The 12135-nt window shown below is 70.0% G+C and carries 9 protein-coding genes; 5 read left to right on the top strand and 4 right to left on the bottom strand.

Translation table 11 applies throughout. The annotated features are described in order from the left end of the window. The first annotated feature begins 112 nt into the window (after window positions 1-112). Both ACNFOC_RS41320 and ACNFOC_RS41315 read left to right on the top strand, forming a co-directional pair. The gene (locus tag ACNFOC_RS41320; RefSeq protein WP_416964159.1) at window positions 113-628 is read left to right on the top strand and encodes a DUF6912 family protein; all 516 of its coding nucleotides are present in this window, start codon (window positions 113-115) and stop codon (window positions 626-628) included. Window positions 629-714: 86 nt separating this feature from the next. After that, entirely contained in the window at window positions 715-1380 is a 666-nt protein-coding gene (locus tag ACNFOC_RS41315; RefSeq protein ID WP_416964158.1) for an HAD family hydrolase, read from the top strand. A 37-nt stretch (window positions 1381-1417) separates the two neighbouring features. Here ACNFOC_RS41315 and ACNFOC_RS41310 read toward each other — a convergent pair whose 3' ends face one another. After that, window positions 1418-1984, bottom strand: a complete 567-nt coding sequence (locus ACNFOC_RS41310) for a DJ-1/PfpI family protein (RefSeq protein ID WP_416964157.1) — start codon at window positions 1982-1984, stop codon at window positions 1418-1420. Between the two features lie 709 nt (window positions 1985-2693). Between ACNFOC_RS41310 and ACNFOC_RS41305 the strand changes: the two genes are divergently transcribed. Beyond that, window positions 2694-7625: an NAD-glutamate dehydrogenase gene (locus ACNFOC_RS41305; RefSeq protein WP_416964156.1), complete on the top strand. Its 4932-nt coding sequence runs from the start codon at window positions 2694-2696 to the stop codon at window positions 7623-7625. Window positions 7626-7897: 272 nt separating this feature from the next. After that, window positions 7898-8050 (top strand): GtrA domain-containing protein, encoded by a 153-nt coding sequence (locus ACNFOC_RS41300; RefSeq protein WP_416964155.1) that lies wholly within the window; start codon window positions 7898-7900, stop codon window positions 8048-8050. 18 nt (window positions 8051-8068) lie between these two features. Here ACNFOC_RS41300 and ACNFOC_RS41295 read toward each other — a convergent pair whose 3' ends face one another. Both ACNFOC_RS41295 and ACNFOC_RS41290 read right to left on the bottom strand, forming a co-directional pair. Further along, on the bottom strand, window positions 8069-8938 hold the full coding sequence (locus ACNFOC_RS41295) for an ABC transporter ATP-binding protein (RefSeq protein WP_416964154.1): 870 nt from the start codon (window positions 8936-8938) through the stop codon (window positions 8069-8071). Then, on the bottom strand, window positions 8931-9848 hold the full coding sequence (locus ACNFOC_RS41290; RefSeq protein WP_416964153.1) for an ABC transporter permease: 918 nt from the start codon (window positions 9846-9848) through the stop codon (window positions 8931-8933). The genes ACNFOC_RS41295 and ACNFOC_RS41290 overlap by 8 nt, the downstream gene beginning before the upstream one ends. Before the next feature lie 437 nt (window positions 9849-10285). Here ACNFOC_RS41290 and ACNFOC_RS41285 point away from each other — a divergent pair, with 437 nt between their 5' ends. Next, window positions 10286-10912 (top strand): TetR/AcrR family transcriptional regulator, encoded by a 627-nt coding sequence (locus tag ACNFOC_RS41285; RefSeq protein WP_328682918.1) that lies wholly within the window; start codon window positions 10286-10288, stop codon window positions 10910-10912. Window positions 10913-11053: 141 nt separating this feature from the next. Here the strand turns inward: ACNFOC_RS41285 and ACNFOC_RS41280 are convergent, their stop codons facing one another. Continuing rightward, on the bottom strand, window positions 11054-12016 hold the full coding sequence (locus ACNFOC_RS41280; RefSeq protein ID WP_416964160.1) for an ADP-ribosylglycohydrolase family protein: 963 nt from the start codon (window positions 12014-12016) through the stop codon (window positions 11054-11056). Between the last annotated feature and the right edge of the window lie 119 nt (window positions 12017-12135).

Here is a 12135-nt window from a genome sequence, read left to right as displayed (position 1 = left end):
GGGGACTCGATGGGGGACACGCGCACGTATCCTGAAGGCCCTCCCGGAGGCGCGGCACCGTCCGCGGAACCGTCCTCCCCGAGGCACTCTCCGACTACGAAAGCGGTCAGCCATGCGCGTCTACGTCCCCCTGACCCTCTCCGGTCTCGCCGAGGCGTACAAGACGGGCGAGCTGGGGACGGGACCCTTCGTCGCGTACGCCGTGACGCCCGCGCTGCGTGAGTGGTACCTCTCCGACGACATCGAGGAGTTGGAGTACGCGGCGCTGAACCGGGCCGCGCTCGCCTCGCTGCGGCTGCTGGCGGCCGACGCCGACGCTCCGCGGCGCCGGGTCGTGGCCGCCGTCGACGTACCCGACGGCACCGCGCACGCCGACCCCGACCGCGGACTCGACCCGGCGGCGCTCGGCGAGGTGCGGGTGGCCGGAACCGTGGCGCTGGCCAAGGCGGCCGCCGTACACGTGGATCTCGGGGATGCGGAGGGCGATGTGAGCGCCGCCGCCGACGCGCTCCCGGCGGCCGACTGCGGGGACGACGACGCGCAGTTCGTCGTGGACGGGGCCGAGGACCACGAGCTGCTCTGGTACGCGACGCAGGAGATCCCGAACCTCGTCGGGCTGGCCGACTGAGCCCGCTCGGCGGCGGTCGGGCGGCCGGATGCGGCCGTTGACCTGCGATTCTCTTGATTGTCAGTGGCGGCGGGTACTTTTTTGGCATGAGGATGCAAGGAAGCTCGCACATCGTCTGGGACTGGAACGGCACGCTGTTCCACGACAATGACGCGATCATCGGGGCGACGAACGCGGCGTTCGCCGAGTTGGGGCTGACGCCGATCACGATGGAGGAGTACCGGACGCTGTACTGCGTGCCGGTGCCCAAGTTCTACGAGCGGCTGCTGGGGCGGCTGCCCACCGACGCCGAGTGGGAGGTCATGGACGTGACCTTCCATCGGTACTACGCCGAGCACCGCGTCGTCTGCGGGCTCACCGAGGGCGCGGCGGACCTGCTCGCGGGGTGGCGGACCGCGGGTCGCAGTCAGTCGATCCTCAGCATGTACGGCCATGACGAACTCGTCCCGCTGGTGCGGGAGTTCGGGATAGAACCGCACTTCATACGGGTCGACGGACGCACCGGGCCCTCCGGCGGCAGCAAGGCCGAGCACATGGTGCGGCACCTCGGGGCGCTGACCGGCGTGGACCCCGCGCGCACCGTCGTGATCGGGGACGCCGCCGACGACGCGGTGGCCGCCCTGCACGTGGGCGCGCGGGCCGTGCTGTACACCGGCGGTTCGCACAGCCGGGCCAGCCTCGAAGTGGTCGGCGTACCCGTGGTGGACTCGCTGGCGGAGGCCGTCGCGGAGGCGGAGCGGCTGGCGGCATGACGGGGCACGGTGCCTGCGGAGACACCGCGCCCTGAGATCACGTCACCGGTGCCTTCGCCCGCAGCACCGTCAGGAACTCCCGCATCCAGCCGGAGTGATCCGGCCACGCGCGAGCGGAGACCAGCGTGCCGTCGACCACCGTCTCGGCGTCCTGGAAGGTCGCGCCGGCGGACTGCATGTCGAGTTCGAGCGCCGGGTACGCCGTGACGCGCCGGCCACGCAGGCCGTCGATCGCGGCGGTGAGCAGGGGGCCGTGGCAGATCTGGGCCACGGGCTTGTCCGTGTCGAAGAAGGACTTGAGGATCTTGCGGAGTTCGGGATCGTTGCGGAGGTACTCGGGGGCCCGCCCGCCGGGGATGACGAGGGCCGCGTACTGGCCGGGGTCGACCTCGGAGAAGGCGAGATCGGCGGGCCAGGTGTAGCCGGGCTTCTCGGTGTAGGTGTCGAAGCCGGGTTCGAAGTCATGGACGACGAACCGCAGCTTCTTGCGCTCGGGAGCCGCGATGTGGACCTCGTAGCCCTCCTCGCGCAGGCGTTGGTAGGGGTAGAGGACCTCCAGCGACTCCGCTGCGTCGCCGGTGACGATGAGGATCTTCGCTGTCATGTCGGTGCGCTCCTCTGTGGCCGTGGCGTGCGTCTCCGCCGGGCGTCATGGGCTTCACGGGCTTCACGGGTCTGTGGGCTCGTGAGCGTCGGGTGTCACGGGCTCACGGGCTCACGGGCTCACGGGCTCAAGGGCTCAAGGGCTCAAGGGCTCGTGGACTCATGAGCTCCCGAGTTCATAGGCAACGTGCCTCGCGCCGGGGTGCTTGCCAAGGGGCCTCGCGGCCCGGATCCCGTCACCGTCCCGACTGCCCGTGAATACGACGATTTCATGTGCTGCGCCCCTGTGCATAACGTCAAAGTTCCACCCTCGGTTTTGTACACATCCGGCTCGTGACGAGCCCCCGGTGAGGAGAGATAGCCTTGTGGCGTGATCAGCGCGATATTTCGCGGGGGCATCGTCGCCCCTGCTTCGCGCCCGGCGACCACGGACGACATCCGTGACCGGGCGGCGGTCGCTGGTCCTCGCGGGCGGGACGGAGCTCCAAGGGCTCCCAGGACGCCGTACGCACCCCGGGCGCTGGCGCGACAGAGAGCAGCGTCACACCTTACGGGCGTGCCGAAAATGGCTGATAACCCACCGCTCATCTCGCCTTGCGGCATAGCGTCTGAGCAGACCGGAGAACCCGGGCCGTGGCGTCGAGCCGCAGGGGAAGACACCGTACTTCCTTCTACGTCACGCAACGGCGCGCGACAGGAGCCAGAGGACAATGCAGACCAAGCTGGACGAAGCAAAGGCCGAGTTGCTCGAGAGGGCTGCTCGGGTAGCTGAGAACAGCCCGGTCGGGGGGCACCTACCGACCGGGACGACGGACGAGGGCACTCCAGACCGGGACACCGTGCTCGCGTTCCTCCAGCGCTACTACCTGCACACCGCCCCGGAGGACCTCGCCGACCGCGACCCGGTCGATGTCTTCGGAGCCGCCTTCTCCCACTACCGGCTGGCCGAGACCCGACCCCAGGGCACGGCGAACGTACGGGTGCACACCCCGTCGGTCGAGGAGAACGGCTGGACGTGCAGCCACACCGTCGTCGAGGTCGTCACCGACGACGTGCCCTTCCTCGTCGACTCGGTGACCAACGAGCTGACCCGCCAGGGCCGCGGCATCCACGTCGTCATCCACCCGCAGATCGTCGTCCGCCGCGACCTCACCGGCAAGCTCATCGAGGTGCTCACCACCCCGCCCGCCGGCGAGCTGCCGCACGACGCGCACACCGAGTCCTGGATCCACGTACAGATCGACCGCGAGACCGACCGCGCCGACCTGAAGCAGATCACCGCCGACCTCCTGCGCGTCCTGTCCGACGTCCGTGAGGCCGTCGAGGACTGGGAGAAGATGCGGGACCTGGCCCTGCGGATGGCCGACGAGCTGCCCGCCGAGCCGACCGCCTCCGACCTGCCCTCCAGCGAGGTCGGGGAGGCCCGCGAGCTGCTGCGCTGGCTGGCCGCCGACCACTTCACCTTCCTCGGCTACCGCGAGTACCAGCTGCGCGAGGACGACTCGCTGGCCGCCGTCCCCGGTACCGGCCTCGGCATCCTGCGCTCCGACCCGCAGCACGGCGCCGAGGACAGCCACCCGGTGAGCCCGTCCTTCGAGCGGCTCCCGGCCGACGCCCGGGCCAAGGCCCGCGAGCACAAGCTCCTCGTCCTCACGAAGGCCAACAGCCGTTCCACGGTGCACCGTCCGTCGTATCTCGACTACGTGGGCGTGAAGAAGTTCGACGAGAACGGCGAGGTCGTCGGCGAGCGCCGCTTCCTGGGCCTGTTCTCCTCCGCCGCCTACACCGAGTCCGTCCGCCGGGTTCCCGTGATCCGGCGCACGGTCGACGAGGTGCTCGAAGGCGCCGGCTTCTCGCCCAACAGCCATGACGGGCGCGACCTGCTCCAGATCCTGGAGACGTACCCGCGCGACGAGCTGTTCCAGACCCCGGTCGACGAACTCCGGTCCATCGTCACGTCCGTGCTCTACCTCCAGGAGCGCCGGCGGCTGCGTCTGTACCTGCGCCAGGACGAGTACGGCCGCTACTACTCGGCCCTCGTCTACCTCCCGCGCGACCGCTACACCACAGGCGTACGCCTTCGGATCATCGACATCCTTAAAGAAGAACTCGACGGCACCAGCGTCGACTTCACCGCCTGGAACACCGAGTCGATCCTCTCCCGCCTGCACTTCGTGGTCCGCGTCCCGCAGGGCACCGAACTGCCCGAGCTGTCCGACGCCGACAAGGACCGCATCGAGGCCCGCCTGGTCGAGGCCGCCCGCTCCTGGGCCGACGGTTTCGGCGAGGCGCTGAACGCCGAGTGCGGCGAGGAGCGCGCCGCCGAACTGCTGCGCAGCTACGGCAACGCCTTCCCCGAGGGCTACAAGGCGGACCACTCCCCGCGCGCCGCCGTCGCCGACCTGGTCCACCTCGAACAGCTCACCGAGGAGCAGGCCTTCGCGCTCAGCCTCTACGAGCCGGTGGGCGCCGCCCCCGGCGAGCGCCGCTTCAAGATCTACCGCAAGGGCGCCTCGGTCTCCCTGTCCGCCGTGCTCCCGGTCCTCAGCCGCCTCGGCGTCGAGGTCGTCGACGAGCGGCCGTACGAACTGCGCTGCTCGAACCGTACGACGGCGTGGATCTACGACTTCGGGCTGCGGATGCCCAAGTCGCAGAACGGCAGCGGGGACCACCTCGGTGAGGACGGCCGCGAGCGGTTCCAGGAGGCGTTCGCCGCCACCTGGACCGGGCAGGCCGAGAACGACGGCTTCAACGCGCTGGTGCTGAGCGCCGGGCTGAACTGGCGTCAGGCGATGGTGCTGCGGGCGTACGCCAAGTACCTGCGGCAGGCCGGGTCCACCTTCAGCCAGGACTACATGGAGGACACCCTCCGCAACAACGTCCACACCACCCGGCTGCTCGTCTCCCTGTTCGAGGCGCGGATGTCGCCGGACCGGCAGCGCGCCGGGCGCGAGATCGTGGACGCCCTCCTCGAAGAGGTCGACGCGGCCCTCGACCAGGTGGCGAGCCTCGACGAGGACCGCATCCTGCGCTCCTTCCTGACCGTCATCAAGGCGACCCTGCGCACCAACTTCTTCCAGGAGGCGCTCGGCGGGCACGCGCACGCGTACGTGTCGATGAAGTTCGACCCGCAGGCCATCCCGGACCTGCCCGCGCCGCGACCGGCGTACGAGATCTGGGTGTACTCGCCGCGCGTCGAGGGCGTGCACCTGCGCTTCGGCAAGGTCGCGCGCGGTGGGCTGCGCTGGTCGGACCGGCGGGAGGACTTCCGTACCGAGATCCTCGGCCTGGTCAAGGCGCAGATGGTGAAGAACACCGTCATCGTGCCGGTCGGCGCCAAGGGCGGCTTCGTCGCCAAGCAGCTGCCGGACCCGAGCGTGGACCGGGACGCGTGGCTCGCCGAGGGCATCGCCAGCTACAAGATGTTCATCTCGGCCCTGCTCGACATCACCGACAACCTGGTGGCCGGCGAGGTCGTCCCCCCGGCGGACGTCGTCCGGCACGACGAGGACGACACCTACCTCGTGGTCGCCGCCGACAAGGGCACCGCGACGTTCTCGGACATCGCCAACGGGGTCGCCGAGAGCTACAACTTCTGGCTCGGTGACGCCTTCGCCTCCGGCGGCAGCGCGGGCTACGACCACAAGAAGATGGGCATCACCGCGCGCGGTGCCTGGGAGTCCGTCAAGCGGCACTTCCGGGAGCTGGGCGTCGACACGCAGAGCGAGGACTTCACGGTCGTCGGCGTCGGCGACATGTCCGGAGACGTGTTCGGCAACGGCATGCTCCTGAGCGAGCACATCCGCCTGGTCGCCGCCTTCGACCACCGGCACATCTTCCTCGACCCGACCCCGGACGCGGCCGTCTCGTACGCCGAGCGGCGCCGCATGTTCGAGCTGCCGCGCTCCAGTTGGGCGGACTACGACACCGCGCTGCTGTCGGCCGGCGGTGGCGTCTTCCCGCGTACGGCCAAGGCGATCCCGGTCAACGCCCACGTCCGCGAGGCCCTCGGCATCGAGGACAAGGTCGCCAAGATGACGCCGGCCGACCTCATGAAGGCGATCCTCAAGTCGCGGGTCGACCTGCTGTGGAACGGCGGCATCGGCACGTACGTCAAGGCCAGCACCGAGTCCCACGCGGACGTCGGTGACAAGGCCAACGACGCGATCCGCGTGGACGGCGCCGACCTGCGCGTCAAGGTCGTCGGCGAGGGCGGCAACCTGGGCCTGACCCAGCTCGGCCGGATCGAGTTCGCCCAGCAGGGCGGCAAGATCAACACGGACGCGATCGACAACAGCGCGGGCGTGGACACCTCCGACCACGAGGTGAACATCAAGATCCTGCTCAACGGCCTGGTCACCGACGGCGACATGACCGTCAAGCAGCGCAACAAGATCCTCGCCGAGATGACCGACGAGGTCGGCGCGCTCGTCCTGCGCAACAACTACGCGCAGAACACCGCGATCGCCAACGCGCTCGCCCAGTCCAAGGACATGCTCCACGCCCAGCAGCGCTTCCTGCGCACCCTGGTCCGCGAGGGCCACCTCGACCGGGCGCTGGAGTTCCTGCCCACCGACCGCCAGATCCGCGAACGGCTCGCCCAGGGACAGGGGTTGACCAGCCCCGAGACGGCCGTCCTGCTGGCTTACACGAAGATCACGGTCGCCGACGAGCTGCTGCACACCACGCTGCCCGACGACCCCTACCTGCGCACCCTGCTGCACGCCTACTTCCCGACCGCGCTGCGCGAGAAGTTCGCCGAGCAGATCGACACCCACGCGCTGCACCGCGAGATCGTCACCACGGTCCTCGTCAACGACACGGTCAACACCGGCGGTACGAGCTTCCTGCACCGCCTCCGCGAGGAGACCGGGGCCTCCCTGGAGGAGATCGTCCGGGCGCAGACCGCGGCCCGCGCGATCTTCGACGCCGCCGAGGTGTGGGACGGCGTGGAGGCGCTCGACAACACCGTCGAGGCGCCCGTCCAGACCCGCATCCGCCTGCACTCGCGCCGCCTGTGCGAGCGCGGCACCCGCTGGCTGCTCAACAACCGGCCGCAGCCGCTCCAGCTCGCCGAGACCGTCGAGTTCTTCAGTGAGCGCGTCGAGCAGGTCTGGTCCCAGCTGCCCAAGCTGCTGCGCGGGGCGGACCTGGAGTGGTACCAGGAGATCTACGACGAGCTGACCGGCGCCGGCGTCCCGGCCGAACTCGCCACGCGCGTGGCCGGGTTCTCCTCCGCCTTCCCGGCGCTCGACATCGTCTCGGTGGCCGACCGCACGGGCAAGGACCCGATGGACGTCGCCGAGGTCTACTACGACCTCGCCGACCGCCTCCACATCACCCAACTCATGGACCGCATCATCGAGTTGCCCCGCGCGGACCGCTGGCAGTCCATGGCCCGCGCCTCCATCCGCGAGGACCTGTACGCGGCCCACGCGGCCCTCACCGCGGACATCCTCACGGCTGGCAACGGCACCTCGACTCCCGAACAGCGCTTCGCCGCGTGGGAGAAGAAGAACGCCGCGATCCTCGGCCGCGCCCGCACCACCCTGGAGGAGATCCAGGGCTCGGAGATGTTCGACCTGGCCAACCTGTCGGTGGCGATGCGCACGATGCGAACGCTGCTGCGGACGCACTCGTAGTCCTTGGGTCGTAGTTCCTACGACCATGAGGGCGCCCCGGGCCGCAATGGCTCGGGGCGCCTTTTCACGGGGTGCCTCAGGGGTAATCAGGGCGAGGACTTACCCTGCCCCGCTAAGCCTGGTGACGTGACTCCGAACCTCACCGAGGAGCGCGCGACTGAGCCCGTCCGCCCCGTCCGACCGGTCCGCGAGGCCGTCCTGGAAGTCGCGAAATTCGGGCCGGCGCCCGCCGGATCGCCCTGTTCTTCGTCTTCAGCGGCATCGGCGTCCTCATGGAGAGCGGCCTCTTCTACGTCGGCCACCACGGACTGGGCCTCCACGGTCCGCTCGAGGCGAATGCCGTGAAGGCCCTGTCGATCGTGCTCGCGTCCGCGTTCCGCTTCCTGGTCTACCGCACCTGGGTGTTCCAGGACGAGGAACTCTGACGGGCTGCCCTCTGGCCTCTAGGCGACCTTGCCCGCCGGGGCCGGAGCCGCGTCCTTGGGCTTGTCGGCGCCGCCCGTGAAGGCCTCGTACGCCTCCAGGACCTCCTCAGTCGGCCCGTCCATCAGCAACTCGCCGCGCTCCAGCCACAGCACGCGGTCGCAGGTGTCGCGGATCGACTTGTTGTTGTGGCTGACGAGGAAGACCGTGCCCGCGTGCTTGCGCAGCTCGCGGATCCGCTCCTCCGAACGCCGCTGGAACGACCGGTCACCCGTCGCCAGCGCCTCGTCGATCAGCAGCACGTCGTGATCCTTGGCGGCGGCGATGGAGAACCGCAGCCGGGCACCCATGCCGGAGGAGTACGTCCGCATCGGGAGGGTGATGAAGTCGCCCTTCTCGTTGATGCCGGAGAAGTCGACGATGCTCTGGTAGCGCTCCTTAACCTGCTCCCGGGACATGCCCATGGCCAGGCCGCCGAGGTACACGTTGCGCTCGCCGGTCAGGTCGCCCATCAGGGCCGCGTTGACGCCGAGGAGGGACGGCTGGCCGTGGGTGTAGATACGGCCGTTCTCGACCGGGAGCAGGCCCGCGACCGCCTTCAGCAGCGTGGACTTGCCGGAACCGTTGGTGCCGATGAGCCCGATCGCCTCGCCCTTGTAGGCGACGAAGGACACCTTCTTGACCGCGTGCACCCGGCGCACGCCCGCCGCCTTCTCGGCCTTCTCGCGGCGCAGCATGCGGTTGAGGGCGGCGGTCGCGGAGCCGCGTCCGGCGCCGGTTCCGTTGACCCGGTAGACGATGTCGACGCCGTCGCAGACGACAGTGGGGATCGTGCTGTCGGCGGCCACGCGGGTCCGCTCGGTGTGGTACTCGATGGTCTGCTCAGCCACGGCCGTACGTCTCCTCAGCCTTCCAGAAGTAGATGAACCCGCCGACTCCGGCGATCAGCGCCCAGCCCAGTGCGGCCGGCCACACGTGCGGGGGGAGCTGGCTGGAGTGGAAGCTGTCGATCAGCGAGTAGCGCATCAGGTCGATGTAGACGGCCGCCGGGTTGGTCTCCAGGGCGAGCGTCACAATGTGCGGCAGGTGGTCCTTGCTGGTCAGCTTGTCGATGCTCCACATGACGCCGGAGACGTACATCCAGGTGCGCAGCACGAACGGCATCAGCTGCGCGATGTCCGGCGTCTTCGCGCCCATCCGGGCCATGATCATCGAGACGCCCGCGTTGAACGTGAACTGCAGGACCAGCACCGGGACCGCCATCAGCCAGGAGAAGCTGATCGGCACGCCGAAGCAGAGCAGGATCACGACCAGGGCGGCCATCGAGAACAGCAGCTGCTGGAGCTGCTGCAGCGCGAACGAGATCGGCAGCGCGGCCCGCGGGAAGTGCAGGGCCCGTACGAGGCCGAGGTTGCCGGAGATCGCCCGGGTGCCCGCCATGATCGAGCTCTGCGTGAACGTCCAGATGAACACGCCCGTCACCAGGAACGGGATGTAGTCCGGCACGCCGCGCTTCGTACCCAGCAGGATGCCGAAGATGAAGTAGTACACCGCCGCGTTCAACAGCGGCGTCATCACCTGCCATACCTGACCCAGCTTCGCCTGGCTGTACTGCGCGGTCAGCTTGGCGGTGGCGAACGCGGTGATGAAGTGCCGCCGCTCCCACAGCTGTTGGACGTACTCGCGCAGGGAGGGGCGGGCGCCACTGACCGTGAGTCCGTGGCGTGCGGCGAGCGCCGCGAGGTCGTCTTCGTCGGCCGGAGCCGGCGAATGGGGCGGTGTGTGGAGGACCTGGCTCACATCCGCTGCTTTCGCTCAGGGGGAGGGGGTGCGTGCGTCCGGCTGCCGTGTCCCGTCGTCCGACGTTTCCTTACGCTTCTCTTTACGTTCTCTTACGTCGGGACGGGACCGTATCGTCGCAACGTGAGCGTAGGCGGATTCGGCGTCGGAACGCAACCGTTTCGTCGTGACGGATGTGATGAGGCCGTTAGCTTTTGGGCCGGGACGGGTCTGTTGCGTCGATACGGTCTGGGTAGGCGGGGCTGGAGGGTTGGTGGGCGTCGCGAGGGCGGAACGGGCGCGTCGCGAGGACGGGCCGGTTGCGTCGCGGCGACGGGACGGTTGCGTCCCGACGTGACGCCCGCTCGCCTGCCCGTCCGTCCGCCCACCGTTCGGTCCTCCCCTCCATACCGCGTCGGAACGCAACCGTTTCGTCGCAACGCCCCTATGCTTGGAGCATGACGACGAACGCCGACGAGCCCCAGACACGTCAGCGCCGCCGCACCCCCGCCGGGGCGGCCGTACTCCGCGAGGATGTGACCGAAGCCATTCGGGCGGCGGTCTTCGAGGAGTTGGCGGCGGTCGGGTATGCCCGGATGTCGATCGAGGGGATCGCGCGGCGCGCGGGGGTGGGCAAGACGGCGGTGTACCGCCGCTGGCGTTCGAAGCTGCACCTGGTGCTCGACGTCGTGTCGGCGATCGCGGTGATGGGGCTGCCGACGCCGGACACCGGTTCGCTGGAGGGCGACCTGCGGATGCTGTACGAGGTGACGTCACGGGCGCTGCGGCACCCCGTCGCCTCGCAGATCATCCCGGACCTCCAGGCCGAGGCGGCCCGCAATCCCGAGATCGCCGACGCCATGCAGAAGGCGCTGCGTGAGGGCCAGGAGGGCGTGGCCAGCAAGATCCTGGCGGCGGCGGAACGGCGCGGCGAGATCCGCCCCGGCATGGACGAGGACCTGGCCCTGGACCTGATCTCCGGCCCCCTGTACTGGCGCGCCGTGGTGATCCGCAGCCCCAAGCTGCCGAAGGGCTACCTGGGGGCACTGGCCCGGGCGACGACGGAGGGGCTCAAGGCGCTGTAGGGCTCAGCCGCACCCGCCGCACCCGCCGCACCCGCCGCACCCGCCGCACCCGTCGCACCCGTCGTACCCGTCGTACCCGTCGTACCCGCAGGCTCCTCGGCTGACGGTGACGATGCGAGGGCCCGTCAGCCGACCGGCGGGTCAGCCGTCCCCGTGGTCCAACCGCCGCGCCAGTTCCCCGAGTTCAGCCGCCCGCAGCACCCGCCCGCCGAACCCCGGCAGCGGTACGTGCAGGGCCTCGGTCCAGCGTTCGGGGATCGCCGCGCTCCCGTACACCGCCCCGGCGAGGCCGCCCGTCACGGCGGCGACGGTGTCCGTGTCGCCGCCGAGGTCGATCGCGGCGCGCAGGGCGTCCTCGTAGGAGGAGGTGGTCCGCAGGGCCCAGACGGCGGAGGCGAGGCAGGGCCAGACGGCACCGTTGAACTCCGTCGCCAGGTCGGGGTGCCAGTCCGGGGCGAGGACGACGCCGTAGCGCTCCCGGTGGTCGGGGTGGACGGACCGGAGCGTCTCCTCGACGGCGTCCAGCGGGTCGTCGCCGTCCAGTGCGAGGCGCACCAACTCGTGGAGGACGGCGGTGCCTTCCCAGGCCGCGCGGTCTCCGTGGGTGAGTGCGGCGATGCGGCGGGCGGCGTCCATCGTGGCGTCGCGTCCCGCACGCGCGAAGTAGACCGACGACGGGGCGGCGCGCATCAACGCACCGTTCCCGGCGCCCCGTTGGCTCGTCTGGAAGTGCAGGGCGGCGGCCAGGTTCCAGGGGTCGCCACTGCCCAGTACGGCCTCGGTCTGCAGGCCGATGTCCTTCGGGTCGGTGGCCGCCCAGCGCCGGAACCGCCGGAACATGTCCGGGAGTTGAAGTCCGCCGCACTCCAGCAGCGACTCGGCGACAAGTACGGCCATCTGCGTGTCGTCGGTCGCCTCGCCCGGGTCCCAGCCGCCGCCCCCGCACATCTCGCCGCCGTGACCGGGCACCGGAAACCGGGCGGAGAAGGCGCCTTCGGGCCCGAACTCGAAGGGCGCGCCGAGAGCGTCGCCGACGGCGGAGCCGAGGACGGCGCCCAGAGCGCGTTCAGATCGGGAACAGCCGTCCGCCGGGCCGGAGTTCATCAGGTCGGAGGTCAACGGATCACGCTCATCAAGACCGCGCCGCCCCCGGATGCAACCGCACCCACCCCTCCCAGGCCGACGCGATCATGTCCTGGACGTCGTGCTTGGCCTTCCAGCCC

This window comes from Streptomyces colwelliae (assembly GCF_048158785.1).
GTDB lineage: Bacteria > Actinomycetota > Actinomycetes > Streptomycetales > Streptomycetaceae > Streptomyces.
The sequence above is the reverse complement of the archived record's forward strand: the minus strand, read 5'-3'. Positions and strand labels throughout refer to the sequence as shown.

Coding starts and splice junctions, on each gene's coding strand:
- ACNFOC_RS41305 (WP_416964156.1), top strand. CDS start 2,694: ATGCAGACCAAGCTGGACGAAGCAAAGGCCGAGTTGCTCGAGAGGGCT.
- ACNFOC_RS41285 (WP_328682918.1), top strand. CDS start 10,286: ATGACGACGAACGCCGACGAGCCCCAGACACGTCAGCGCCGCCGCACC.
- ACNFOC_RS41300 (WP_416964155.1), top strand. CDS start 7,898: ATGGAGAGCGGCCTCTTCTACGTCGGCCACCACGGACTGGGCCTCCAC.
- ACNFOC_RS41280 (WP_416964160.1), bottom strand. CDS start 12,016: ATGAACTCCGGCCCGGCGGACGGCTGTTCCCGATCTGAACGCGCTCTG.
- ACNFOC_RS41315 (WP_416964158.1), top strand. CDS start 715: ATGAGGATGCAAGGAAGCTCGCACATCGTCTGGGACTGGAACGGCACG.
- ACNFOC_RS41310 (WP_416964157.1), bottom strand. CDS start 1,984: ATGACAGCGAAGATCCTCATCGTCACCGGCGACGCAGCGGAGTCGCTG.
- ACNFOC_RS41320 (WP_416964159.1), top strand. CDS start 113: ATGCGCGTCTACGTCCCCCTGACCCTCTCCGGTCTCGCCGAGGCGTAC.